Source organism: Bacillus cereus group sp. MYBK227-1 (assembly GCF_051916325.1).
Classification (GTDB): Bacteria; Bacillota; Bacilli; order Bacillales; family Bacillaceae_G; genus Bacillus_A; species Bacillus_A cereus.
In genome coordinates, this window is sequence record NZ_JBQAGK010000001.1 from 1,300,741 (window position 1) to 1,327,210 (window position 26,470).

Consider the following 26,470-nt stretch of genomic DNA (forward strand, 5'->3'; position numbering starts at 1 on the left):
ATGATGTGACCTTTCGTAAGAAAGGGGAATTAATACGTTGGTGAGTACAACATTGTTTGTAATCTAGTTGCTTTAGTATAAAAGGATAAGATGGGGCGCTGTATGCGATGAAAATCGCACGTACAGTGGTAAGCGGGGGGAAAAATGAAGATAACTTCAAAGTCTTATCTATCGCAACTAATTAAAAGAGCAGCTAGCAAAAGCTAACTGCTTGTTAAAAAAAGAATCCACTCTAGGTTATTAACTGCTAGAGTTTCAAGAAATAAATGATTAAATTAATTTAATTTTTCAATTACAATCGAAGCATTTATATTCGTTTGTGTTCCACCTGCCAAAGTCTGCAAAGTAACTGCAGCGGCAGAAGTATGATTATTAAGGGTAATAATATCACCTGCAGCTAAAGCGATAATTGTTTGCCCGTTGTTTGGTTGAGTCCCTGCACCTGATCCATAAACTGCGCTGGTAACCGGAGCGCCATTTAAAAAAAGTGTGAATTGATTAGGTTCAACTCCTGATACAGAAAAAGAAATTTTATAATCACCTGCATTAAGAACCATTAATTGAGAAGTTCCCAGCGTATGAGTAAAACCAGATGTCATTCTACCATGTGAATTAAAAAGAATAGGTGCTTCTAAGGCAACAACTTGAGCTGCTGTATTGAAAACATAAGCATAATGAGATAACCCAGATACTGTAAGTCCGGTAGGTCCAGTAGATCCGGTAGCTCCAGCGGTTCCTGGTAATCCAGTAGGCCCAGGAATGCCTTGGATGCCTTGGATACCTTGAAGCCCAGTTGGGCCAGTCGGGCCGATAGGTCCAATAAGTCCCGGATTACCTTGAATACCTTGGATACCCTGAATTCCAGTCGCCCCAGTTATTCCAGTAGGTCCAATAGGACCAATAGGCCCCGGATTACCTTGAATCCCCTGAATCCCTTGACTTCCTTGAGGTCCAGTGGGGCCAGGAATCCCTTGGATACCTTGAATACCTTGAAGTCCGGTTGGTCCTGGTGACCCAGAAGGTCCAGTGGGGCCAGTCACTCCGGTTGGTCCTGGTGGTCCCCCAGAAGGTCCAGTGGGGCCCGTTGGTCCTGGCGGTCCCCCGGAAGGGCCGGTAGGTCCAACAGCTCCAGAAGGTCCAGTTGGACCTACAGAACCAGGAATGCCAGGAATCCCTTGAGGGCCGGTCGGACCAGGAATCCCTTGAATCCCTTGAATCCCTTGAATGCCAGGAATGCCAGGAATCCCTTGAATTCCAGTGACCCCTGTTATTCCAGTGGGTCCAATAGGACCTTGAATGCCAGGAATGCCTTGGATACCTTGGATACCTTGAATTCCAGAAGGTCCAGTTGGACCAATAGATCCAGAAATCCCAGGAATCCCTTGAGGTCCAGAAATACCTTGAGGCCCAGTAGGTCCCAGGCTACCTTGAATTCCAGTAGGCCCGGTAGGTCCCCGAGGTCCACCTGAAGGTCCGGTAGCTCCAGTAGGTCCCGAAGGTCCAGTAGCACCAGTTAATCCAGTAGACCCGATTTGAGGTAAAGGAAAGGCACATGGAAAGGGTATGTGACAATTCTTTTTAAATTTACTCATTTTTACACCTCCCTTATAAATTAACTAACAATTTATATTTATACTTTAACAACTTATGAGTAAACAGACACACTGGTGTAAGGAACCCCCCCACAATAATTACATAAAAGGTTTTAAGAGCAAGCCTTTATTTCACATTCCATACCAAAAAGAGCGCATTTTTATATGCACCCTTAGTAAGGTATGTAAATGTCTCATGAAATATAAAAAATTCAGAAAATCGTAATCAGATTTTTACGAGTGAATTTTTAATATTGTATGCCTTACTTGGAGTTATGGAGCCTGTCATTAAAGAATAAAGAGCGCCTTGAGAGAAAGACGCTCTGACCAAAACTAATATTGAAAAATAATACCCATAATATTGTATGTATGTTTTTGGTGTAGGTGCGAGTTTAAATAAAATCTTTATCTTGCGTAAAAAAGGCTAGGATTGATCCTAGCGCTCAATAAAAGGTTGTGTCACATGGGAAATGAGGAAAGATAATAAGCAAATTCACTTATTTCAAATGTAGTATATAACGTTTTTTAAGGAGAAAAGCAAGAAATTCAGTAATGTTTACAGATGTATTACGCGGGCATGAAGATGTTGATGAATTATAAAATCGTTATCTCAATGTAAAAATCCCTAGAGGGGACTAGGACTTTTTACATAATAAATCTTTCTGTAGTTAAAGGACTTACTAAAGATAACACATGAATGTTTCATAAATGTATCAGAAATGTGAACAAAAGCGTGTCTTCATAACAAACAAAAAGAGCACACATATAAGTATGCCCTTTGACAAGAAACGTAGATTGCTATAAGTGGATGCCTCCATAAAACATCATATGCCTGTCCAATTAAAAGGTGAAAAAAACTTAAGGTAATCATGAATTTATTGGTAAAAACACTGGTAAATATGTCCGATTTTATGGTCGTTAATTTGAACAAAACGCTATTTGAATTAATGTGGAAAATACCATATGTAACCTAGAATAACTAAGAAAGTAATTCCAAGTGTAATTAATAAATATTTAAGGGTCGTGAGTACTGTTTTCATTGAATACCACCTGAATTTTTAATTATTATAGGGATTTAGTCAGGTATTTATGTATATAAAAATTTCATTTTGTATTAAGTTGGAACATAAAAAGAGCACTTAGTAAAGTGCTCTCGTGACGAGACCCATTTTATAACGACTATTTTATAAAGAAAGGAACTCAGAATATTATATGTGAGTCCAGTTAATTGAGTGCTTTTTACAAATAAAGAGCAGATAGCAAAAGCTAACTGCTCCTTTTCCCAAAAAAGGTTCCGGGCTGCAAACACTGTTAAGAAAGCAGCTTATGAGTAGTATGTACAAAATCGTGAATATTATTAGGATAAAAAAAGAGCGCCTTCGAACAGCGCTTTTCCTCGGAGTGTGTAGTGCATGATACTTCATGAAGGTTTTTAAGAAATAAAATGAATGAGCCTACAACTGAAAAGATGCGGCTACACAATAACATATGAAAATGCTGTAGTAGGAGTGACAATCAACTCTAAATAAAAGAGCAGCTAGCAAAAGCTAACTGCTCCAAACAGGGATGTGTCTCTAAATGTAATTATAGTATGAACAGAATATTGAGTTTTATTCAGAGAAGTAAATAAAAAGCTAGGATTACTCCTAGCTAAAAGGGTGTTCAAAAAGGTATTCGCACACGGTCGAACATACTTAATTATAGGATGATTAAACACTTATCCATAGGAGTAAGTGGAGATTACAACTGTGAAGTGAGGGGAAACTGAATTTATACAAAATAATCCTTTTTAATATAAATAGTATGTAACTTAAATTTACAGTTACAGTATAAACAGAATTGGAAGAGTTATATGGGAATAAAACTTAATGAAAGGTTTATTTTAAAAGAAAGTGGTGAAACAAATGTATATCTGTCCAATATGTTTAGAATGTTTCGCTGATCAATATGAGCTTTTTGAACATTTTACATTGTGTGGAGCGGATAATGATTCTTAAGTATTTTAATAAATTTAAAGATATAGTTGGTTTATAAAGTTAATTCAGTAATAAGTATAAACGTAGAAGTACGTTTAACAAATTTGCATAATTCCTAAAAAAATATTTTTATAAGACATTATAATAAAAAGGAGATGGCCAAGAGATATTTAAAATTATTAACAGTAAGATGAGAAATTGAATAGGATTATATTAATTACTTAATGCTGGGATATGTTTTAAATGGAGAATCAATTTAAAGAGATATTTGGTGCATGGGTAGCAGCGATAGGAACAATTACTTCCGCTATTGGAAGTACGCCTTTTGATTTTATAAGCAGTAATGTAAGAAAGGATTTAAATGTTTATGGAAATGTATTACAGGCTGTTGGAAATGCTTTAGAGGCTGATGGTCAAGGAGAGGTGTCTCTTGAAAAAATCGGTAATGAAATCCAATCAATTGGTAATGTCACTGTAATATCTGGATTGATTATCGATTTTAAAGAAGAAACACAAATTAAATTAGTGATTGCCGGGAATTGGACACAGGCTTTGGGTGGACTTACAGCATTAGCAGATGAATTTGAGGATACATCCGATAAAGATGAATACTTAAATATTATAGGAAACTTATTGCAATCAATTGGGAATTCATTACAAGCAATAGGAGGTATTGACGAATTAAAAAGTATCAGAAATAAGGAACAGTCTAATAAAGAACGTAGTGTAAATGATGTGGAGAAAGATACAGACACTCAGGTGAAAAACGAAACTAATGAAAATGAAGAAGGAAAGCTAATAGATATTATAGGAAGTTGGGTTCAAGCGGTTGGTTCTGTAATTTCATTAATTGGACAAATACGTGAAGAGAGTGAGGAATTGGAAGGGAACGATGAATAGAGTAATTTAATAGAACAGTTAAAACAATAATTCTTTTAAAGTGAAAGCAAACAGAATATAGTCCGGCTAGAAAACTAGAGGACACCAATTCATTAAAGCGGCAATGAAAGCTGTTTTAAGAATAGGTGTCCTTTTTATTTTGAAAAGGAGATGGGGAAATGAAGGTGCTAAAGAATCAGTTACGTGAGTGGAAAAAGCAATCAAAACAAGCAAAGAAGAAAAATAAGAAAAAACGAAAAGAGAAATTTAGCACTCGTGAAATTGAAGAGTTAATGGGAGTTCGTGAACCACGTTATGAACGTAGACGTGGAGCGTTAAGACAAAAGTAAAAAAATAAAAAGGAGTGGTCCTACATGACTAAACAATTATCTTTCTTACCAAAAATCGATAGATCAGCAACACAGGAGGAATTAGAAGGTGTGTTGGAAAGCGTACGTATACATAGACAATTTGGGATGATGCGTAAAGAAATGAAAGTCACTCCTTCTTATAAAATGCGTGAGCATGGTCCTACACATACAGTTGGTAAGCCGTTAGAAGATGTTGCTATAGCAAATATTCAACAAAGTAAACGAGAAGAGTGGCTTGCAAGAATGTCAGTACGTATTGATCAGTTTTTAAATCGATTAGGAAACGGACGTGCTGGAAGAATTCAAAGAGATATTATTTATAAACGTTATTTAGAAGATGAGGATGTATGTGATTACATGGTTTATAACGAAATAGGGATGTCAGAGCGTACTTATCGACGTTGGAAATCTAAAGCGTTTTATAAACTTGCTTTTGCGCTCGGATTAGAAGTTTATGAGACTGAAGGAAGGGGAGATAATGAATAATGAATTTTGTTCAACCAATACGTGATCCAGAGCAAATACAACAAATTAAAGAATATCTAAAAGAAAAGAATGAACGCAATTATATTTTGTTTGTAATGGGAATTAATACAGGTCTACGTATTAGTGATATTTTAAAACTGAAGGTTGGAGATTTAAAAGGAAGCCATATTTCAATGCGTGAAATGAAGACAGGTAAACAGAAACGTATTCAAATTACTGCAGCATTAAGAAGAGAGTTAAAATGGTATCTTGAAGGTATGGAAGATTATGAGTATCTAATTAAGAGTAGGCAAGGAACGAATCGACCAATTGGAAGGAGCATGGCGTATAAAATACTTAGCAGTACAGCAGCAGAGTTTGGTTTAGATGAGATTGGGACACATACATTACGTAAGACATTTGGATATCATATGTACATGCAGACAAAGAACATAGCTTTGCTGATGGAGATATTCAATCATTCAAGTGAACGAGTAACGTTAAGATATATAGGAGTAAACCAAGATGCAATGGATAAAGCAATGACTAGGTTTAAAATCTAATCATTGCTTTTTTGTTCGAGGATAGCAACATATGCTTATCGACTTAAGAACAGAAACTTACGCTTGAACATAAAATCAAATTTAGATGAGAAAAGCTATTTCAAGTGAATAGAATCCACTCTTTAAGAATACATAAAAAATATATATACAAGCGTTGTCTAATCACTACATCATTGGTGAAAGTAGAATACTATAAATTTTGGAGGAAGAGATATGCAAAAAAAGGTTCTCCTGTTTACAGATTTAGGGATTGATGATGCGTTTGCTATACTGTACACCTTTTTTCGTAAAGACATTCAACTTGTAGGAATTGTGGCCGATTATGGAAATGTATCAAGAGAAAATGTAATAAAAAATATTAACTATTTAAAGTATATTGCGGGAAGAGAAGAAATACCTGTATTCCTTGGTGCTTCTGTACCGTTGACAGGTATATTGATTCAGTATTTCCCTGAGGTACATGGAAAAGTTGGATTAGGACCGATTATTCCCCCTGAAATTTCATATCCAGTTTATCCTTTAAATGATATTTATCAAATTATAGAATCAAATTTAGAAGATCTTACAATTATCAATTTAGGAAGACTTTCTTCGCTAGCTACGACTTTTGTATTGAATTTAGAAACAATGCGAAACGTAAGAGAATGCATTTGCATGGGGGGAGCTTTTTTCTACCCAGGTAACGTAACTGCTGTGGCTGAAGCTAACTTTTACTCAGACCCTTATGCAGCAAACTTAATTCTGCAGCATGCAAAGAACTTGACGGTTATTCCTTTAAATGTGACTCAACATGCGATTGTTACACCCGAAATGGTCCAGCAAATCGATGCATTTCATCGGAATACACAGGATCTTGCAGGACTCATCATCAAACCTATGTTAGATTATTATTATAATTTCTACTCCAAGTCGAATCCTGGTATAAGTGGAAGTCCTATGCATGATTTTGTAACGGTGTGGTATTTGCTGAATCAAGAGGCTGTTAGTCTTTCAAGGGTACCCATTAAAGTGATTCCTGATCAAGGGGAAGGATTTGGTCAAAGCATTGCAGACTTTCGTTTTGTTACTAATCCAGGCTATAAAACGCATAATGTAGCTTTTCAGTTTGATTATGAATGGTTCAAGAAGGATATTATGGAAACGTTCCTAAAGAAGAGAGTGTAACAGACTTTATTAAGTTCAGATAATACGGATTATATGAATGAAATATCACTGCACTTCACGTACAAGAATTCGACTTTTTAGGTTAAAATTCGTCTAACATACATAGCTTCCGAAATGTTGGCTGTACCCTATCGCTATCAAGCTAACAGAATAAAATATTCCTGATTTCTGGTATATTAAAACTTTAAGTTGATGGATGTGGTGCTCCCCCACATCCATCAACTTAAGAAAAGTAAACACCCCAAAAACAAAAAGTGAGCTGATTTCTCAAAATAACTAACTATAGAGAAAGAGAAATTTCATTTAGTGGGTACTTCAAAACCTTAGCTTGATTGCGATGGGGTCACCATATCAAAAAAGAAAATTGTGCGTTTAGACATATTTTTCAACCGCTTCCTGTACGTTAAGGGACTCGTTATTTTTTTACAGTTTTTTATTATGAAATTCAAAATAACTAATTATAATAGGTGAAAAAAACGATCAATAGTTGGGGTACGGAAAGGATTCGAATTTACATTCTTTCTCAATACATATCATGGATAAATAAAGTAAAATATGGGTTGGGGCTATGTCTCATGTTGTGTTAATCCTAACAATAACTAAGGGTACATAATATGCTTTTATACCTTTGAATAATTTTGTTATAGAAGGGATGGAGATTTAACTGGCTCAAATTGTTGGTATTGATAGATACCTTTGTACTGGGGCTTTAATCTATATACGTGAGGGCCTTTCCCTAAGTCTTTTCAGGAAGTAAGGATCCGTAAGCAAACACTTATACAATATGAATAGAGGAGAGGAATGCCTTATGAAAATACGTAGTCAAATTACATGTGCAAGTCTGGCCCTTTTAATAGCTGGAAGTTCCCTGTTATATACAACACCAACCTCAATTGTAAAAGCAGAGCCTACTCAAAATGTATCTAGTTCGTTACAAACAAATACTCAACGAGATCGTACTTCCGTCAAGCAAGCAATGCGGGATACATTGCAATTTGGATACCCGGGGATACTTGCTAAAACTTCTGAGGGTGGAAAAACGTGGGGGTATGCCGCTGGAATAGCAGATCTGAGAACCAAGAAACCAATGAAAACAGATTTTCGCTTTCGCATTGGGAGTGTGACGAAGACGTTCACCGCAACAGTTGTACTTCAATTAGTTGGAGAGAATCGCCTGAAGCTAGACGACCACATCGAAGACTGGTTGCCTGGTGTCATTCAAGGAAATGGATATGATGGTAACAAGATTACTATCCGGGAGATATTGAACCATACAAGTGGTATCGCTGAATACTCAAGGTCAAAAGACGTTGATTTTACGGATACAAAAAAATCGTATACGGCTGAAGAGTTAGTGAAGATGGGGATTTCTTTTCCCCCAGACTTTGCTCCAGGAAAGGGCTGGTCTTATTCAAACACAGGATACGTATTACTGGGTATCCTTATTGAAAAAGTAACTGGAAACAGCTATGCGGAAGAGGTTGAAAATCGAATTATTGAACCACTTGAATTGTCGAATACATTCCTACCAGGCAACTCAAGTGTTATTCCAGGCACTAACCATGCCCGTGGATATGTCCAACCAGACGGCGCAAGTGAGCTAAAAGACGTTACTTATTATAACCCAAGTGCAGGTAGCTCTGCTGGAGATATGATTTCTACTGCTGACGACTTAAACAAATTTTTCTCTTACTTGCTCGGTGGCAAATTACTGAAAGAACAGCAACTAAAACAAATGCTTACTACAGTTCCTACAGGAAAAGAAGGAATCGATGGATATGGTCTTGGAATCTATGAAACTAAGCTTCCAAGCGGTGTCTCGATATGGGGACACACAGGTGGCATTCTAGGGTTTACTACTCTTGTTGGAGGTAAACTTGGAGGCAAGCATACGTTGGTCGTCAATTGGAATAGTTTGGGTAGAACTGACAGTCCTAATCCTTTTAAAAAAATTTTACTTGCTGAATTTAGCAAGTAGGAAAAAAGGAAAAATTTATCGTAGTTTTCATAGTTGAAAATATACTTTTCTGGTTCAAAAGCCCTAACTTATTTTTAAGAAAAATTTGGGGCTTTTTTTGTTTTGGTAGCGTTTATTCTCCTTAAGTTGATGGATGTGTGGTGCTACCCTATTCTATACGGTTACTCATTTTTATTGTGTTGTGTAACTCAAAAGAGAAAGTGCTATGAAGTTATTAATATCAAGGGCTGTAGCGTTTGGATTAGTTACACACAATATAAGATAAGGGTAAGTGGTAGTATCAAGGAATTGAATGGTGTATATACATAAATATAAAATGTAAGGGGGAGGTAATTGTAATTCATGTTAAATGAAGAACTATTAGAAGTAATAATTAGATACAAAAGGAATACTGGAAGAAATCCTGATGTGTTAAAGCTAAATCCAACTTATTTTAGAAATATTCTAGAAGAATTGAATTATCCACAGTGGATTATAAAAAAGAAAATGACAGAAATGAAAAAAAGTATTTTCGGTGTATCAGTGGAATTAACAGATGCAGTGGAAAAATTTGAACTATGAAAAAGTTGGCAGAGTCGTGACCGCTTTTTGGCAGGAAATGTGCCGGTTATTTTGGAATTAACGTGTTATATTTGTATTGTGGGAAGTGGCGGGAAACACAACTCATTATGTTGTTTTTAAAATTCTAAACGGTTCGTAATGATGGCACATAAAATCCGAAACCAGCAGATGGTAACGATTGAATGATACCGTTATTAAGGAGAGCTTTTGCTCTTCTTCCAGTTACTTAATAGTGTATTAATAGATTGATACTTAATATTAGGTGATTGGAAGAAGGATAAAACTTCATTTACCGTAATTGAAGTACAAATTAATAATTTATATCAAAGCGTCCATTCGTGCGCTTTTTATTATTTGTGTGGGAGGTAGAATTTATATGACGGAAACACATTTAAGTGATGAAATTGCAGGGAAACATTATAGAAGAAGCTAACAAGCTGCATAAGTAACTCGGATTCAATGTAGATTTAGAGTTGCTTATACTAGTGCAGAAAAGATTATTGATTGTCTTGAAGAGAATAGAGTTATTGGTCCGTATGAAGGAAGTAAACCAAGAATAGTATTAATTAAAGAGTAGCATCCAAAACGGGTGCTTTTTTCTTTGTTATATAGAAATTACACATTAAACGTATTTAAATACTGTTTTAGGTATAACATGAATTGACCATCAATGGTACAGATAACGGATATTTTTCTATTTAGATTAGATGTTAAATGTACCGTGAAACTCTTGGAAATACAATGCTGGAAAAATATAATGATATTGGTATATTACAGGAGAAGGCGCAATTGTAGGAGTAAAGGGGATATGCCCAGGTTGCATACCATATTGACCATATGAAGGATGGTGAATTAAATGTTGCCAAGTCGAAGCTGGAGCTACAACAATCCTCATCGGGAAAGGATTCATAATATAATCACTCCTAAAGTAGTATTCATGTAATAGGGTATGCACTTACTGAATATAGATGTGCATAATCTAGGTCTATAAACATAATAATCAACGGACAGAAAATAGGGTTACTAATCTTATGATGTGTTCATTATGGGTGTTTTATTTTACTATGTAGATAGAACAAACATGTGTATAGCAATTATCGTAGGCGCTACCATGATCTGGGTGGCGTCTTGTTTGTTGTTAAGGAAAGATAAGGATTAACAAAACAAACTCAACTCAACCCATTTAATGGTAATTAATTAAAAATATAGTCTAATGTAACACATCATATATTTTGTTACATTAGATTTAAGGAGAGAAACGCTGTTATATCAACGTTTTTATCCATTTGCAAAAATAACTACCATATTTTATGTAACATATTGTATAATAAAGATACATATAATGTAACATAACGTATGGAGGGGTAAGGAATGAAGTTTGTGCAACCAATTCGAGATAAGAAAAAATTAGAAGAAGTGAAAGAGGTTTTACGTCGCCAGTCTTATCGTGATTTGTTTTTATTTGAAATGGGAATCAATACAGGTCTAAGAATTAGTGACTTATTAAAGTTACATGTAAATGATGTGAAAGAAAGAACTCACATTGTTATTAAAGAACAAAAGACCGGAAAAGATAAACGTTTCATTATCAATACAGCGTTAAGAGAAAAAATAAACGAGTATGTAAGTGGAATGAACGAAACGGATTGTTTATTTGCTTCTAAAAAGACAAAAAAGCCTATCACTAGAATTCAAGCTTATCGAATCATGAATACCGCTGCTGAAAAAGTAGGGCTTGATGAAATTGGAACGCATACTCTTAGAAAAACTTTTGGATACCATTATTATCAGAAGACAAAAGATGTAGTAATGCTACAAACGATATTTAATCATTCTGCTCCGTCTATTACATTACGTTATATAGGAATTCAACAAGATGAGATCGATAAATCATTAGAAGATTTCAGTTTATAAATAAGAAACAACAAAAGTAGCGAATCCGCTGCTTTTTTATTTTGTAAAGCAATTAGCGTGAGGTGGTGTAAATGGAAGAAGAAACTATAAACGTTCCTACATGCTCTGTTTGTAATGAGCCGTGTATGTGGACCTTAAAAATGCCATTAACTATTACTCATTTTGATAAAACATATATCCGTGAAGCAAATACGGATAATGCTCATATATGCATTGAGTGTTTAGAGAAGGAAGTGCAAACAATTGGATAAGGGGGCAGGTGTTATGTAATTATGGCCAGACAACGAAGTCCAGACCGTAACAAAGCGTATGAAATATTTAAAGAACATAACGGTGATATTACGAATCGTAAAATTTCCGAATTGTTGTCTACATCCGAAAAAACTGTAAGTGAAAAAACGGTTGGTGGATGGAAATCCAAAGATGGATGGATAGACCAATTAAATGGAGTACTCCATAAAAATGAACGGAGTACTCCAAAGAAAGATACGGAGTACTCCAAAAAGAAACCAGGAGCACCCAAAGGTAATAAGAATGCTGTAAACAATCGCGGTGGAGCTAAAAAGGGCAATAAAAATGCTGTTGGTAATCCCGGAGGTTCTGCTCCATTGCGTAATGGTAATGCTGCTACCCATGGTTTATATAGAAAGTATTTACCAAAAGAATTATATGTTTTAAAAGAAGAGCTAGAGGAAGCGATTAACAATGATCCTTTATCGATTCTATGGGAAAGTATAATGTTGCAGCACGCTCAAATCATTCATGCTCAACGTATTATGTTCGTTAATAATAAAGAGGACATGACAAAGGAACTGAGAAAGAAAAAACTTAGCGAAAGTGGATTCGAAGAAGAGTGGGAAATTCAATTCGCTTGGGACAAACAGGCTAGCTTCTTAAATGCACAATCTAAAGCACTTTCTACCTTATCTGCTCTTATTAGAGATTTTGATAGATTAGCAAATATAGATGATGAACGAAGGGCCAAACTTGAATTTATCCAGGTTCAAATCGACAAAATTAAATCTAATACTAATAATGATGATAACAATATTGAGCCGGTTGTCATTGTAGATAATATTAGTGGTGATTTAAATGTCTAAAAAGCAAATCGCAGAAATACTTCCACCGGCATTTCATCAAGTTTGGTTAGCTCGTAAATGTGAATCAATATTAAAAATTGTTTGTAAAGGCGGACGTGGTTCAGGTAAATCTACTGATATATCCATTTGTATTGTTATGGATCTTATTCAGTTTCCTATTACGGTTCTTTGCATACGTAAAGTAAAGGATACAATAAGAGAATCCTGCTATGAGCAAATAAAAGAAGCAATAGAAATATTAGGTGTAGAACATTTATTTCGTTTTAAAGAAAGTCCAATGGAAATCATTTATAAGCCGCGTGGGAACAAAATGATATTCCGTGGTGCTGATGACCCTGCGAAAATTAAATCTATTAAGATAGCGAAATATCCAGTTGCTATTGCATGGTTTGAAGAATTGGCCGAATTTAAATTAGAAGAAGATGTTTCTACAATTGAAAAATCTATTTTGCGTAAAGAATTACCGAATGGATTGCGATATAAAATGTATTACTCATACAACCCACCGAAGAGAAAACAATCCTGGGTTAACAAGAAATTTGAAACGCAATTCAGACCAAAGAATACATTTGTACATCATAGTACATACCATGATAACCCGCATATTTCTAAGCAGTTTGTAGAAGAAGCAGAAGAAACAAAAAGGCTTAAACCGCAGCAATACGAACACGAATATGAAGGGAAACCGACAGGTAGTGGTGTTGTTCCATTTAGTAACCTTAAATTCAGGCGTATTACAGATAAAGAAATTAAAACATTTGATAATATACGTCAAGGAATTGACTGGGGTTACGGGAATGACGCGCTGTCTTTTGGTCGTATGCATTATGACAAAACACGCAGGAAGCTTTATATATTTGGTGAAATACATGGTGTTAAAATCAGTAACCGTTCATTAGCTGAAAAGATTAAAAAACTCGGCTGGGATGATGTTGAAATAATTGCGGATTCTTCTGAACCAAAATCAATCGATGAAATGAAAAACGATCATGATATCAAGAAAATTAAGGGTGCAGTTAAAGGGCCTGGTTCTGTTGAATACGGAGAAAAATGGTTAGATGATTTAGTAGAAATCATAATTGATCCCGAGCGTTGTCCAAAAACTGCAGGTGAATTTGAAAATATTGATTATGAAGTTGATAAAGATGGTAATCCGAAAAACAGATTACAAGATAAGGACAATCATAGTATCGATATGACTCGTTATGCATGTGAGGACGATATGAGCAAACATAAAGTAGTTATGGGTGGAAAGGTTAAAAGAGTGTAGTCGGACATTTATTGTTCGGCTATTTCTTTTGCTCTTTATCAATAGAAGAAAGGAGGACATACAAACGATATGGGCGATAAGAAAACAATTAAAAATGTAAAGGTATTTGGTATTAATAAAGCAGCAGATGATCAGAAGAATAAGGAAGACAACAGCAAACAAATGGCAGTTGACCCATTCGCACAAATATATGGAGATAAGGGATTGGTTAAGCCGCCTTATGATATGAAGGTACTGATTGATATAAAGGAAAGTAACCCTATTCATTCTGCTTGTATTAGCGCGAAAGTGGATGATATTGCAGGTGTCGGTTTTGACTTCGCGCCTTTTGAAGAAGTGAAAGAAGCAGCTAGCCAGGAGCAATATAAAAGGCTCAAAGAGTTCATGCGGAATTGTAATCCAGAAATGACAAGTTCAGAAATTCTTAGAGCTGTATGGGAGGATTACGAAACGGTTGGATGGGGCGTCATTGAAGTTGTTCGCGATAAGAAGGGTGAAAGTCCGGTAGAGCTTTATCATATACCGGCTCATACAGTACGTGCTCATAAAGATAAAGTACGTTTTGCTCAAATCGTTAATAACAAAGAACGTTGGTTTAAAAAGTTTGGTTACCCTGATGATTATCGTCTTGCTGATGGTAATCCATTAGGTGCGGAGGATATTGCAGAAAATGAAACAGAAAAAGCCGGAGAAGTAATTGTTATTCGTAAATTCGGTTCTCGTTCTTCTTATTATGGGATACCTAATTACGTTAGTTCCATTGGTTCAATAGTTGGCTCTCAAGCGGTAAGAGATTACAACATTAACTTTTTCACAGGTAAGACTATTCCAGATGCTCTGCTATTCCTTGAGGGAGTCGATGAAATAGATGAGGGAACAGAAAACGAACTAAAAGCGTTTTTCTCTGCAGAAACTAAGGGTGAACATCATAAGTTGGCCGTAGTTCCTGTTCCACCAGGAGCAAAAGCTAGGTTAGAGAAAGTCAGCCCAGACGTAAAAGAAGGTAGTTTCCGTTTATATAAACAGGATAACGCAATGGAGATATGTGTGGCCCATCGTGTACCGCCTTATCGTATCGGTTGGGCTATGACAGGTTCATTGGGACAAACAACCGCTAAAGAAATGAACGAGATGTACAAGCGCTCTATTATAGAGCCTGGCCAGGAAATCTTAGAGCATCGATTAAATAATCAATTGTTCCGTGTATTCGCTGAAATATTAGGCAGCCTAGATTGGCATTTCAAATTAAATGAAATCGATACGGATGATCGTGAAGCTGATTTGAAGTATGCAAAAGACAGTTATGATGGTGGAATATTAATGCTGAATGAGTCACGGAAAGTAGTAGGTTATGAACCTGTACCAGGGGGAGATAAATTCATTAATGATACAACTAAAACTACCCTCCCTGAACCAATTGCAAAAGCTGCAGATAATGAGCAAGATAACTTAATTGCTATTAATGCATTTAGGGAAAAGCATGAAGAAATAGAGAAAGCTATGCAAAAGAAGGTAGCTGATTTTTTTCAGAGCAGGGAAAACGGCTCTTAAACCTGCTTCCCGTAATTCGTATTAATAAAGCAGATGAAGAATTTGTTCCTGTAATTGATGAAGCAGAAGTTGATGGATTTCTTGATAGTGTCGATTGGGATGAAGAAAGACAAATGTTTGTCGATGAAGTCACAGACACCCTACAGGATGATGTAACAGAGTTTGTACAAAGTGCCATTGCATCAAACGGTTTAACCTGGATGGTATTAGACCCAATTGGTGACGTTGCTGCAAAATGGGTTGCTGCTTACGCTTTTGAATTAGCTAAAGGAATCCATGAAACCACTAAAGATAGATTAAGAGAAACTATGTTAAAGAATCTTAGTGAGGGAATGGGTGTCGATGCATTAAGTGTTTCTATTGCAGATGTAATGTCAGAAGCAAGTAACTACAGAGCAATGATGATTGCACGAACAGAAACAACATATGCAATGAACTACGGTAATTTAATTGCTTATAAGGGCGCAAATAGAAACACGAAAACATGGCTTACAGGAAACGATGAGCGTGTTTGTAAAGAATGTGGTGGTTTACATGGGGAAACGGTAGATATTGATGATCTATTCAGCAATGGAAAGATGTGTCCGCCAGCTCATCCACATTGCCGCTGCACTATGATTTCAGAAGAGTAGTAAAATACACCTATTTGATTGGGGTTTCATCGTCAAAACGTATACGGCTTTAAATTGGCTGCTATGCGTTTTGACAGTGGAACCCCAATATTTATAGGGAAGGAGGTAAAACGATGGGATACGAACTAAAAAACGCCAATATCAGTTATATTTCGCTAGTTACAAAGGGCGCAAACGGTCGTCAATTTGCCATTATGAAAAGTGAATCTGCTAAACAACCTAATATATCAAAGCAAGTTCCAATCCTTAAAACAGAAGAAGAGAAGCAGCTTGTTACAGGTGTTGTATATGAACCAGATGTAGAAGATTCACATGGGGATATTATGACCGCAGAAGAAATAGAAAAGGCAGCTTATACCTTTATGGAAAATTACCAACACATCGACAAGCAACATGATGAAATCGCTGGTAAAGGGACTGTGGTTGAAAACTGGATTGCTAAAAGTGATATGACAGTAGGCGAACAAGAAGTAAAAGCAGGAACGTGGCTTATGACTGTTCGTGTTGATGATGCAGAAACCTGGGAAGAAATTAAAAAAGGTGAAGTCACTGGTTTTTCTATGGGTGGATTTGGTGAACGTGTTGAAATTGCCAAGACTGATGATTTTACTCATGAAGATAAAGGCCTTATTCGAAAAATGCTAGATTTCGTTAAAGGTGAAACTCACAAAATCGCAAAAGGTGAAGTAAAAGACCGCTTTGTTGATGAAAAACAAAAGCGTGATTTGCGGGCTGTTTTTAATTTATTTGAAGATGTGTTCTATTGGGAGATTTGGGAAAGTAACCCCGATATCGACCGTATGGCAGCTGCTCTTGATGATATGAAGGACATACTTTCTTCTATTAAAGGCGGTTATACCATTGCGAAATCAGAGGACAGTGTACAAGCAGAAAGCATTGTTTTAGAAAGTATTAAAAAAGCTGGGAAGGTATTATCCCAAAAGAATCATACAAAATTAGATGAAGCATTAGCTTTAATTAATGAAATAAAAGAAGCAGCTTCACCACAGGAGGAAGACGAAATGAAAGCAGAAGATATTGCAGAGATTGTTAAACAAGCAGTAGAGCCACTAGCTACTAAATTAGAAAAGATTGAAAAGCAAGTGAATGGCGAAGAAGTAGAACCGACACCAGAAGAGCAAACAGATGAAGAGAAAGTTGCAGCGGTTATCCAAAAAGCATTAGCGCCATTTGCTGAACGTCTTGAGAATATCGAAAATGCTGCTTCTATTCGTAAAGGCTTAGACCCAGACGAAGAATTCACACCAGGGCAACAATCAATTAAAAAGTCTAAATGGGCAGGGATTAACCTGTAAGAGGAGGATTTATTATTATGACAATGACTAACGCACAACTATTAAAACGTTTAGATCGTATTGAAAAGGCAGCAATGACAACAAGTGGAATGAATGCAGGATTATTAAATCCGGAGCAAAGTAAAGAATTCTTCCGTATGGCGTTTGATACAACACCATTCTCACAATTACACCGTAAAGAAATGCGTAAAGCGAAGCAGGGTGAATTAGATAAAATCGCAATTGGTGGCCGTATCTTACGTAAGAAAACAGAAAATAGCGATGATGGATACCGTGCCGGTGTGGAAACATCAAAAATTGAATATAATACAAAACCAATTCGTCTACCTTGGGAAATTACTGAAGAATTACTTCGTGAAAATATTGAAGGTGAAGGTTATGAGGATACAGTAATGGAACTTATGTCTACTCAAACCGGTATTGACCTTGAAGACTTACATTGGAATGGTGACCTAGATTCTTCCGACCCATTCTTAAATATTAATGATGGATGGTTGAAAAAAATCAAGAAATCAAAAGCATCACATATTGTGGACCATGCTAAATTAGTAACTGGTACAGGTGAAGCAGCAACTGCTAATGGATTCGGTAAAGGTTCTATCTTTGCGTTATCTGGTGCAATGCCAAATAAATATAAAAATAGTAATCTACGTTGGATTATGTCTCCAAACCGCAGAGAGAAATGGATTGAATATTTAACAAATCGTCCTACAGGTGCCGGTGATGCTGCATTACTTGGAGCAGGAGATCAAGTTAATAAACCAATGGGATATGGAATTGTGACAGTGCCATCTTTAGCAGATGATGTAATTCTTCTTGCAGACCCTAAAAACTTTATTGCAGTTAATACATACGATACTCGTATCCGTAAAACAACAGAAGGTAAAGCTGCAGTAATGGAAGATAAACGATTCTATGTAATTCACTTTGATGATGATGCTGTAATTCAAGAAATGGATGCAGTAGCAATCCTAACAAATATTCCGGATGCGTTTGGAGCTTAATATCCAGGCGTATTTTTTATGGAAACAAACTCTTTGTTATTAGGGTTTTGAATGTATACTTTTTTATTATTTTCTTGTTTTTAATGGAAAACGATATATAACCAATAAAACCAATGATACGAATGTAAACTTTCGTGTAATAGTTTACATTCGTGAAAGGGGTGTTAATTATGAAAGTAGTTACGCTGCGATTCGGTGGCACTTACACCGCTTATGGACAAAAGTTTAAGAATGGCCAAGAAGAAACAGTTGCAAACGAAAAAGCTGATTACCTTGTAAGCACTGGACATTTTGAACTTGTAAAAGAAGTCGATAAGAAGGAGAAAGAAACATAATGGATATTACCTTACAGGACATTAAAGACCGCGTAAATGTGCAAAAGATGCCTGATACAGTAATTCAACAACTAATAGATTACTATGCGGTTATTGCTAAGAAGTATTTAAGAGTTAAGCCGGAGAATCCAATGAAAGAAATCATCCAAACAAGTAAATTAGCTTGGCTTTCTTTTCCTGCTGAATCTATAGCAAAAGTAACTCATGTTAGTTCGAAACAAGATATGACCGATTCTATTACTGTAAACGGGCGTATTGTTTATGGTTTATCCGAAAATCAGTTATATGAATTCGAGTATAAGATACAAGATTATGATGATCTGCAGGTACTTATGAAGAAATGTATTATTGATTTGGTTGTTTCTGCAGTCGTTCGTGCTAACTTACAACGAAAAGGTATGAAGACATCGGAGAGTATTGGTGATTATTCGTACCAGATTAGCCCAGAAACGCTAGATGAACCAGCTACAAACAATAAGATACTCTATGGTTTAAAAGGGTTTAGAGCAAGAGTTAAGCCGGTGATGGCTACATGAACGAAATGTATTTCGATGATGGTGGAATGGATGATTTATATATTCATGAGGTAGTTGTAAAACGAAAAATGAAAAAGAAACAATCCTCTGGTAATTATGCAGAAGTAGAAGAGGACGTTTACGACAATATGACTTGTCGTGTAACTACTAATTCTGCTGCTGATAATGAGAGGTTTAAGCGTGATAAACAGAATTTTGATACAACCTTTAAGATATATGCGCCTGCTTCTTACAAAATTAAACCTAATGATCGTATTCATTTCAAAAGTGAAGAATTAGGTGTTGATTATACGTTTGAAGTTAAAGGGGAACCGCGAAATCCTGCGTTTATGAATCACCACATTGAAATTTATTGCGAAAAGGTATGATTCTATATGGCTAATTCAGTAGAAATTGAGTATTCAAGCAATATGGAGCAAATTAAGACGCATATTAACGCTATGTGTGTTGAAAAGGTCACAGCAGCATCTATTCATTTACAAAATCAAGTGAAGAAGAATCTCACGGGTAGCCGTAGCGGTAAACAATACAAAATACCTCATACGAGTCGTAAATATACTGCTTCTAAACCAGGTGAAGCTCCTGCTGTTCGTACCGGTGACTTGTTAAATTCGATTAAATACAATGTTAAACGGTCACAATCAGAGGTATTGGGTGCAGTAGGAAGCGACTTGCAGAAAGCAATATGGCTTGAAACTGGTACAAGTCATATGGAAGCCCGCCCATTCCTATTAAAAGCGTTTGAAAAAGAACGTAGAGAACTTAAAAGAATGATGGGAGGGTAATAGGTGTCTAACGCTATTGCAGCTATTAGAATACTTGTAGAGAACGATGAAATAATAAAAGCTAATCTATCAGAATATGGTGAAGGCGAGGACAAAGGCCCTGCTCTTTCATTCCAAACTGCACAAGATGATATGGAAATGCCTTATGTAGTTATGAGAATTGAAGCAGATAATCCGGATGATGTTGAAATTATAGATCGTATGATTCTAAATTTCGATGTGTATTGTGATAATGGGGATTATGATAAGGCAAAGTTAATTGCTACACGTATTGAGAAGTTACTAGATAGAGAAGTTGGTTTAAAAGATGATGGGATACTTTCTATACATCGTGCAGGTAAACTGCCGGTACCGGATGAAGATCCATCTATCATTCATATAAATGCAAAATTTCTTGTCCGAACCATGCGAACGGACTTGTATTAGGGGGTAGGGCAAATGAGCTGGAAATTAATTAATGGTGTCCGTGAAGGGACTACTGATAATTTTGTTATCGGTCCTGGTGTCATTTACAAAAACTTTAAAAGTATTAAAGATTTAGGTGAAATGGTTGGGGCAACAACTGGCGGAACAAAAGTCGGTTTTGATCGAGAATACTATGATGCAGATATTGATGGTGTACTTGGTAAATTAGTACGTGGTAAATGGCTATTAAAAGATGAACCACATGTTGAGGTAACACTTGTGGAATTTACGAAAGAAAATCTGCAGTTAGCTTTACCTGGGATGACGGTAGATAGCACTACAGAAGCGGATTACGATATTATGAAACCTTCAAATGATATTCCGGATTCAAATTACCATGATATCGCACTAATCGGTATGATTTCGGGTAGTGAATCACCTGTCATTTTCGTAATTCGTAATGCAATGGTAGTTTCATCTATTGAGGTTGATTTAAAAGATGGTAAGGGGACAGTTGGTTTGAAATGTAAGTTTATTGGTCATTACAGTGAATCTGCACCATCTACGCCACCGTATGAAATCTATTTACCAAAGAAAAAGAAAACAGCAGCACTTAAAGCGCCGGCTACCGTATAAATGGTAGTCGGTTTTCTATTACATAAAACAAGCTAAATGCTAAAAGGAGAGTACAAAATGGCTTCTATTTTAGAAAAAATGATGAATACCGGTACGGATATTACAATCGCAGGTGTACAAGTATCAATGCGACGATTAAATGTAACGGACGTTTGGCGATTCGCTAAGATTATTTCGAAGGTTGGACGCAGCGCAATAGTTAACTTTGCAGATTTCGGCAAGGATAAGCAAGCAATGGATGAACTAACTAAAGAAGCAGAATCTCTTCCAGAAGAAGAAAAACAAGCACAATTAGTTGCACTTAAAGAGAAGCAGCAACAAAAAGGATTAGAATTTGCTTTCCGTGTTCTAACGATGATCCCTGCTTGTGAGGATGATTTTACAGAGTTCTTTGCTAGTTTATTAAAAGTGAAAGCAGAAGAATTTAGACAGTTCCCTCCGGAAGCAATGGTTGCTGTTATACAAGGCCTATTAGAAAGTGAAGACCTAATGACTTTTTTCAACCAGGTCAAGGGACTCGTGAAAGTTCAGAGCGAGAAATGGAGCCAATCAGCAGCAGCTCCGATTCAAGCTTAAACGAAAATTCAGAGGAATATTTAGAGGAAGCCGAACAAAACATGTTACGTGCTTTCGATAAGATCCAAAAACGGTATGGATGGACAGATGATTATGTCTTATCAATACCGTATTCGCGTTTAATGGATCTGTTTTCTTTAATTGCACGAGAAGAGCAGCAAGAAGAACTAAATGAGTGGAAGAAGATGGCGTTCATTGGCTTTCAAACCCGTCAACTTGAAGAAGGTACTACTTTTAATGATTATCTTCAAGCCTTTGGACTAACGGAAACCCAGGACGATAAAGAATCATCTTATGAAATGGGTGAAGTATGGACGAAAGAAGAGTGTGAAGCGCATGCTGCTCAAATCATGGCTCACTTCCAAGAAGACGATGAAGAATAAAATGGTTATCGGCCCCGTGAAAGGGGGTGCGTAAATGTTAGCTGAAATGTTCCAACTGTTCGGAACGATTGGTATTAAAGCAGAAGGCGCTTATAAAGATTTACAACAATTCGAAGATCGTGTACAAAAAACTGCAAATGGAATGCATGATAAGTTTCAAAAAGCAGGGGAATCAATTAGCCATGTAGGTAGCAAGATGCAAGAAACAGGCGCAAATATGACTGCCGGTGTTTCATTACCTTTAGCTGGTATTGGTGCAGCTGCTGTAAAAGTAGCGTCTGATTTTGATGCATCTAATAGAAAGCTAGAATCTACACTTGGTTTATCAAAAGAAGCTACAAAAGAGCTTGGTAATGTTGCAAAAGATACCTGGAAAGATGGATTTGGAGAAAGTATTCAAGAAGTTGATGAAGCCGTAATACAAGTAAGTCAAAACATGAAGAATCTTTCTTTCGATGAAATGCAGGGAGCTACGCAGAACGCTATGACTCTTGCAAAAACTTTTGACACGGATGTTAATGAGGTTACACGAGGGGCCGGACAGCTTATGAATCAGTTCGGTTTAGATGCAAAAGAGACATTTGACCTTTTAGCTTCTGGTGGACAAGCAGGCTTAAACTTCTCAAATGAAATGTTTGATAACATTTCCGAATACGCGCCTTTATTTAAACAAGCAGGATTTTCTGCAGAAGAGATGTTTACCATTATGGCAAATGGGACGCAAGATGGTTCATACAATCTCGATTACATAAACGATCTTGTGAAAGAGTTCGGTATTCGTGTACAAGATGGATCAAAAGGTGTAACTGAAGCATTTGCAGAAATGAGCCCAGAAACTCAAAAGGTTTGGGACAATTTCAATAAAGGTAAAGGAACTTCTGCAGATGTATTTAATGCCGTCTTAGGTGATTTAGGTAAGATGGACGATAAAGTAAAAGCAAACCAACTTGGTGTTGCTGTATTCGGTACAAAATGGGAAGACATGGGTGCCGATGCTGTATTAGGGCTAAATAACGCCGATGGTGCATTACAAAACGTTGATGGCAGCATGAAAAAAATGCAGAAAACGCAGCAAGAAGCTTTTGGTGTTCGTTGGCAGAAACTAACTCGTACCACAATGGCATCATTAGAACCGTTAGGACAAGCTATTTTAGATATTGCAGAAGTGGCACTCCCTCCAATCATTAAAGCAGTAGAAGTTGCTGCAAAGGCATTCAGTTCTATTCCTAAACCAATCCAAATTGGTATTGTAGCAATTTTAGGTATGGTTGCTGTATTAGGGCCGTTAATTGCCATGATGGGCTTTATGACAAGTGGAGTAGGTGCATTTGTTGGCTCGTTTAGATTCCTGGTACCAGTATTAACAAAAGTACCAATGCTATTTACAGGGATCCTAAAACTTGGCCCTAGATTAATAGGTATGTTCGGAATGATAGGAAGAGCCGTTGCTTTTCTAGGAAGTACTGCATTTGCAGGATTGTTAAAGGTTGGCCCTAAACTTATTGGTATGTTTGGTGCAATAGGAAAAGCCCTAGCACTGTTGGGCAGATCCATGATGACTTTACTGATGAATCCTTGGACAATCGCCATATTAGCAATTGTAGGATTAGTATATTTAATTTATAAAAATTGGGATGACATTGTTAAATATACCAAACAAGCAGTTAAATGGCTTGGTGATGCCTGCTCTAAAGGTTGGGACGCAACTGTAAAAGGTGCGAAATCCGCTTGGAATGGGTTGTCTAAGTTCTTCTCTGGATTCTGGGAAGGTACAAAAAAGGTATTTAGTTCTGCAATGTCATTCATAGGTAAAATATTTTCTAAAGCTTGGGACGGTTATGTAAAAGTAGTTAAATTTTATTTTAGCTTAATGAAAAATATAATTACCTTTGGTTGGAATGCAATTAAAGCTGTATTCTCTTTCGCTTTAAACTTAATCAAAACTATTTTAGTAGGCGCTTTTAACTTCTATAAGACTCTATTCCTAACAGCCGTTAAATTATGGCAGACTATATTCCGTACAGCGTGGAATATCATTAAGACGATTTTTACCACTGTACTTAATTTCTTGAAAACATTTATTCGTGCTGCTTTTGAATTCATAAAAAATGTGATTTCAACAGTAATGAATGTGATTAAAACTGTCATTTCTGCAGCATGGAATTTTATAAAAACAGTATTTGTTACTGTATTGAATTTCATTAAAAATACTGTTCAAACAGCATTCAACTTTATTAAAGACATAATTACTTCCGTGATGAATGCAGTTAAAAACTTTATTCAAGCGGCATGGAATTTTATAAAGTTTATAATCATTAGTTCAGTACGTGAATTTGTTGGGTTTGTAATTACTAATTTCAACAAATTATATAACACAATAACCGATGTTGTTGGCGGTATAAAAGAATTTATTGTTAGTAGCTTTAAAACTATAAAGAAAGCAATCACTGGTGCCTTTACAGGGGTTGTAGATACTGTAAAAGATGTATTTAGTAAGGTTGGTTCTATAGTAAAAAACGTAGCAAAAGATGCAGTTAGCTGGGGAAAAGATATTATTGCCGGTATTGGTGAAGGTATGTCCGGCATGGCAGATTGGCTTATAAAAAAAGCTAAAGGAGTTGTTTCGGGAATACCTAAAGCCGTATTAAAGTTCTTTGGTATTCGAAGCCCATCCCGGTTAATGATGGAATACGGGGGCTATATTACAGAAGGGCTTGGTGTAGGGATGGAAAAAATGATTCCTGCAGTAGACAAAGCTTCTGAACTATTAAATAAAGCTGTTGTTCCACCTAAACCGATGAAACTAGTAACTGATGTATCTAATCAAATTGGACAAATGGGAGCACGTTCTGCTGATTTAATCGGTAAAACTGCACATCCATTTGCTGGACAAACCCACGTTGAGAAGAAAACGGATAATGGCGTAACAATTCAAAATGCTACATTTAAAGTCTCTGTTGAAAAACTACAATCTGCAGATGACTTTGTAAAAATGAGAAAGCTGCTACAAAACGTAGTTGCTGATGATCTAATGGGAATGGCGGTGCGAAATGTATGAGTATATTAAAAACATTGCATAGAAGAGGTGGTTCATACCATCTCTTAGGAAAGGCTGCAGAGTTAAAAGACACAATACGATATACCATTGATTTCTCATGGCCAGGGACATATAACTTTTCGTTTTTGTCACAGGTTCCTATTGGTTCTGATGGCATGTTACCAGATAAGTACTTTATTGTTCGGGTAAATGGTATTGAGAGATTTAGAGCAAGAGGACCTTATGACTGGGAAGCAAGAGAAATCTTTGTAGGTGCAGGTCCACAAACGATTGAATTTACAACAATCGGTTATGGTTCCTCTGATGTAGCATATATACGCGACGTACATTACTATGCTTTTGGGCATGTACCTAATATCGAAAAAATTGAACAAACAAAATTACCGAAATCACTAGATGGCTTAAAAACTTATAATGTCATGCACGGATATCCTCGTTACCAGAGTGCAGGGAATAAAGGCTGTGAAGTAGAATTCACGGCTCTATTCAATGATATCAGTCATTGGCGTGATTTCATGAGGGAAATATATCGCCCTCATATTATTACAGGTGATTACGGTACCTACGGGGGTATTATCCCACCGAATGAAGTAGATGCAATACGAAAAGGAACGCTAGTCATAGCAAAATGCAAATTAATATCCATGTCACAAGCAGGAGTAGGAGTTGATGGAATGTGAGAGAAGGATCTATTTCTTTAATTAGAATGTTGGGGAGCTATTTCCAGGTTGGGAATAACTCCCCTAATTTAATTGTTTATATGAAAAGAAGAGACTCTTCTTACGTACAAATACAACACCGTGTAATAGGCTTAGAAGTGCAGGAGAACGCAGATCAGTTTGCTAGTACATTTACTATTACCTTTGCGAATGAATACGGTCAAATGGCTCCTGATAACTGGTATGGTAAGTTCTCTTCTATTTCAGAATGGTTTTATAACAGTGAGGTAACAAATACAAACCAGCTATATCCGCAGACTGAATTTAAAGTGTCTATTGGCTACGGTGAGGAAGCATTACCTTATATACATGGTTTTGTATCTGATGTGAAGGTAAATGCCGAAAGCGGCACGATCTCAGTTACCTGCACTACATCCTATAAGAAGGTTTTACATAAATCAGTAATCCCGACACCTGGATCAGATGAAATTGTTGCACCTACCGGTAATGTTTATGATGTTGTGAAGTTCTTCTTTCAAAAAGCTGGGGTTGTTCTACATGGTAACAGAGTAAATATTCCTGGAACCAATCAGAGCTGGATTGTAGAAGGAGCAACTGGTAAGAGATTTCAAAAATGGGATGAAATTGTTCGCGATATTATAGATACAACATTCCACTATATTAAACACGAACCAGACGGAAGTTGTACATTTATGAAAATGCCAGACTATGCAATTAATGAACCTGCAAAGTTTAGTTTT

General features: G+C 36.4%; 27 protein-coding genes and 2 pseudogenes. 27 read left to right on the top strand and 2 right to left on the bottom strand.

The features are described from left to right. Positions 1–275: 275 nt before the first annotated feature. Positions 276–1,592, bottom strand: coding sequence for a BclA C-terminal domain-containing protein (locus ACTFRM_RS06985; RefSeq protein WP_063536212.1), 1,317 nt, complete (start codon positions 1,590–1,592; stop codon positions 276–278). 2,219 nt (positions 1,593–3,811) lie between these two features. On the opposite strand from ACTFRM_RS06985, the gene ACTFRM_RS06990 reads away from it, so the two are divergent. The 8 genes and pseudogenes from ACTFRM_RS06990 to ACTFRM_RS07025 form a co-directional block, all read left to right on the top strand. Next, positions 3,812–4,468 (top strand): DUF6944 family repetitive protein, encoded by a 657-nt coding sequence (locus ACTFRM_RS06990; RefSeq protein WP_063536213.1) that lies wholly within the window; start codon positions 3,812–3,814, stop codon positions 4,466–4,468. A 158-nt stretch (positions 4,469–4,626) separates the two neighbouring features. Continuing rightward, positions 4,627–4,797, top strand: a complete 171-nt coding sequence (locus ACTFRM_RS06995; protein ID WP_080470683.1) for a hypothetical protein — start codon at positions 4,627–4,629, stop codon at positions 4,795–4,797. A 24-nt stretch (positions 4,798–4,821) separates the two neighbouring features. Beyond that, positions 4,822–5,304, top strand: coding sequence for an ArpU family phage packaging/lysis transcriptional regulator (locus tag ACTFRM_RS07000; protein WP_440043141.1), 483 nt, complete (start codon positions 4,822–4,824; stop codon positions 5,302–5,304). Next, positions 5,304–5,846: a site-specific integrase gene (locus tag ACTFRM_RS07005; protein ID WP_098277487.1), complete on the top strand. Its 543-nt coding sequence runs from the start codon at positions 5,304–5,306 to the stop codon at positions 5,844–5,846. The genes ACTFRM_RS07000 and ACTFRM_RS07005 overlap by 1 nt, the downstream gene beginning before the upstream one ends. A gap of 213 nt (positions 5,847–6,059) precedes the next feature. Then, positions 6,060–7,010, top strand: coding sequence for a nucleoside hydrolase (locus ACTFRM_RS07010; RefSeq protein WP_440043142.1), 951 nt, complete (start codon positions 6,060–6,062; stop codon positions 7,008–7,010). Positions 7,011–7,818: 808 nt separating this feature from the next. Next, positions 7,819–8,988: a serine hydrolase domain-containing protein gene (locus ACTFRM_RS07015; protein WP_016081850.1), complete on the top strand. Its 1,170-nt coding sequence runs from the start codon at positions 7,819–7,821 to the stop codon at positions 8,986–8,988. 342 nt (positions 8,989–9,330) lie between these two features. After that, complete coding sequence (locus ACTFRM_RS07020) at positions 9,331–9,549, top strand: hypothetical protein (RefSeq protein WP_000930974.1); 219 nt, start codon at positions 9,331–9,333, stop codon at positions 9,547–9,549. 445 nt (positions 9,550–9,994) lie between these two features. Continuing rightward, positions 9,995–10,126 (top strand): annotated as a pseudogene (locus tag ACTFRM_RS07025) (DNA translocase FtsK); the annotation flags it as partial. Between the two features lie 126 nt (positions 10,127–10,252). On the opposite strand, the gene ACTFRM_RS07030 reads toward ACTFRM_RS07025, so the two are convergent. Further along, the gene (locus tag ACTFRM_RS07030; RefSeq protein ID WP_061139386.1) at positions 10,253–10,459 is read right to left on the bottom strand and encodes a hypothetical protein; all 207 of its coding nucleotides are present in this window, start codon (positions 10,457–10,459) and stop codon (positions 10,253–10,255) included. 461 nt (positions 10,460–10,920) lie between these two features. Between ACTFRM_RS07030 and ACTFRM_RS07035 the strand changes: the two genes are divergently transcribed. The 19 genes and pseudogenes from ACTFRM_RS07035 to ACTFRM_RS07125 all read left to right on the top strand — a co-directional run. Then, entirely contained in the window at positions 10,921–11,463 is a 543-nt protein-coding gene (locus tag ACTFRM_RS07035) for a site-specific integrase (protein ID WP_000673901.1), read from the top strand. A 71-nt stretch (positions 11,464–11,534) separates the two neighbouring features. Next, complete coding sequence (locus tag ACTFRM_RS07040; protein ID WP_002167186.1) at positions 11,535–11,714, top strand: hypothetical protein; 180 nt, start codon at positions 11,535–11,537, stop codon at positions 11,712–11,714. A gap of 21 nt (positions 11,715–11,735) precedes the next feature. Continuing rightward, positions 11,736–12,563 (top strand): phage terminase small subunit, encoded by an 828-nt coding sequence (terS, locus tag ACTFRM_RS07045; RefSeq protein ID WP_440043143.1) that lies wholly within the window; start codon positions 11,736–11,738, stop codon positions 12,561–12,563. After that, a complete protein-coding gene (locus ACTFRM_RS07050; RefSeq protein WP_440043144.1) occupies positions 12,556–13,833 on the top strand; it encodes a PBSX family phage terminase large subunit in 1,278 nt (425 codons plus the stop codon). Before terS ends, ACTFRM_RS07050 begins: the two co-directional genes overlap by 8 nt. A gap of 69 nt (positions 13,834–13,902) precedes the next feature. Then, positions 13,903–15,384 carry a phage portal protein gene (locus ACTFRM_RS07055; protein ID WP_440043146.1) on the top strand — a complete coding sequence of 494 codons (1,482 nt, stop codon included), beginning with the start codon at positions 13,903–13,905 and terminating at the stop codon, positions 15,382–15,384. Between the two features lie 113 nt (positions 15,385–15,497). After that, entirely contained in the window at positions 15,498–16,016 is a 519-nt protein-coding gene (locus tag ACTFRM_RS07060) for a phage head morphogenesis protein (RefSeq protein WP_098162683.1), read from the top strand. Positions 16,017–16,129: 113 nt separating this feature from the next. Next, positions 16,130–17,332 (top strand): XkdF-like putative serine protease domain-containing protein, encoded by a 1,203-nt coding sequence (locus ACTFRM_RS07065; RefSeq protein ID WP_440043147.1) that lies wholly within the window; start codon positions 16,130–16,132, stop codon positions 17,330–17,332. A 17-nt stretch (positions 17,333–17,349) separates the two neighbouring features. Then, a complete protein-coding gene (locus ACTFRM_RS07070) occupies positions 17,350–18,336 on the top strand; it encodes a phage major capsid protein (RefSeq protein ID WP_000178928.1) in 987 nt (328 codons plus the stop codon). A gap of 170 nt (positions 18,337–18,506) precedes the next feature. Further along, the gene (locus ACTFRM_RS07075; protein ID WP_000869883.1) at positions 18,507–18,671 is read left to right on the top strand and encodes a YqbF domain-containing protein; all 165 of its coding nucleotides are present in this window, start codon (positions 18,507–18,509) and stop codon (positions 18,669–18,671) included. Next, positions 18,671–19,207: a hypothetical protein gene (locus tag ACTFRM_RS07080; RefSeq protein WP_440043148.1), complete on the top strand. Its 537-nt coding sequence runs from the start codon at positions 18,671–18,673 to the stop codon at positions 19,205–19,207. Before ACTFRM_RS07075 ends, ACTFRM_RS07080 begins: the two co-directional genes overlap by 1 nt. Next, complete coding sequence (locus ACTFRM_RS07085; protein WP_440043149.1) at positions 19,204–19,575, top strand: hypothetical protein; 372 nt, start codon at positions 19,204–19,206, stop codon at positions 19,573–19,575. The genes ACTFRM_RS07080 and ACTFRM_RS07085 overlap by 4 nt, the downstream gene beginning before the upstream one ends. Positions 19,576–19,581: 6 nt before the next feature. Further along, positions 19,582–19,992 carry an HK97-gp10 family putative phage morphogenesis protein gene (locus tag ACTFRM_RS07090; RefSeq protein ID WP_000024032.1) on the top strand — a complete coding sequence of 137 codons (411 nt, stop codon included), beginning with the start codon at positions 19,582–19,584 and terminating at the stop codon, positions 19,990–19,992. Between the two features lie 3 nt (positions 19,993–19,995). Further along, positions 19,996–20,418, top strand: a complete 423-nt coding sequence (locus ACTFRM_RS07095; RefSeq protein WP_000063387.1) for a hypothetical protein — start codon at positions 19,996–19,998, stop codon at positions 20,416–20,418. A 12-nt stretch (positions 20,419–20,430) separates the two neighbouring features. Continuing rightward, positions 20,431–21,033, top strand: coding sequence for a hypothetical protein (locus ACTFRM_RS07100; RefSeq protein ID WP_440043150.1), 603 nt, complete (start codon positions 20,431–20,433; stop codon positions 21,031–21,033). A gap of 57 nt (positions 21,034–21,090) precedes the next feature. After that, positions 21,091–21,609, top strand: a complete 519-nt coding sequence (locus ACTFRM_RS07105; RefSeq protein WP_440043151.1) for a hypothetical protein — start codon at positions 21,091–21,093, stop codon at positions 21,607–21,609. Continuing rightward, on the top strand, positions 21,573–21,992 hold the full coding sequence (locus tag ACTFRM_RS07110; protein WP_440043152.1) for a hypothetical protein: 420 nt from the start codon (positions 21,573–21,575) through the stop codon (positions 21,990–21,992). The genes ACTFRM_RS07105 and ACTFRM_RS07110 overlap by 37 nt, the downstream gene beginning before the upstream one ends. Positions 21,993–22,026: 34 nt before the next feature. After that, on the top strand, positions 22,027–25,050 hold the full coding sequence (locus tag ACTFRM_RS07115; RefSeq protein WP_440043153.1) for a phage tail tape measure protein: 3,024 nt from the start codon (positions 22,027–22,029) through the stop codon (positions 25,048–25,050). Next, positions 25,047–25,730: a hypothetical protein gene (locus tag ACTFRM_RS07120; protein ID WP_440043154.1), complete on the top strand. Its 684-nt coding sequence runs from the start codon at positions 25,047–25,049 to the stop codon at positions 25,728–25,730. The genes ACTFRM_RS07115 and ACTFRM_RS07120 overlap by 4 nt, the downstream gene beginning before the upstream one ends. Next, positions 25,727–26,470 (top strand): annotated as a pseudogene (locus ACTFRM_RS07125) (hypothetical protein); the annotation flags it as partial. The gene ACTFRM_RS07120 and the pseudogene ACTFRM_RS07125, both read left to right, overlap by 4 nt.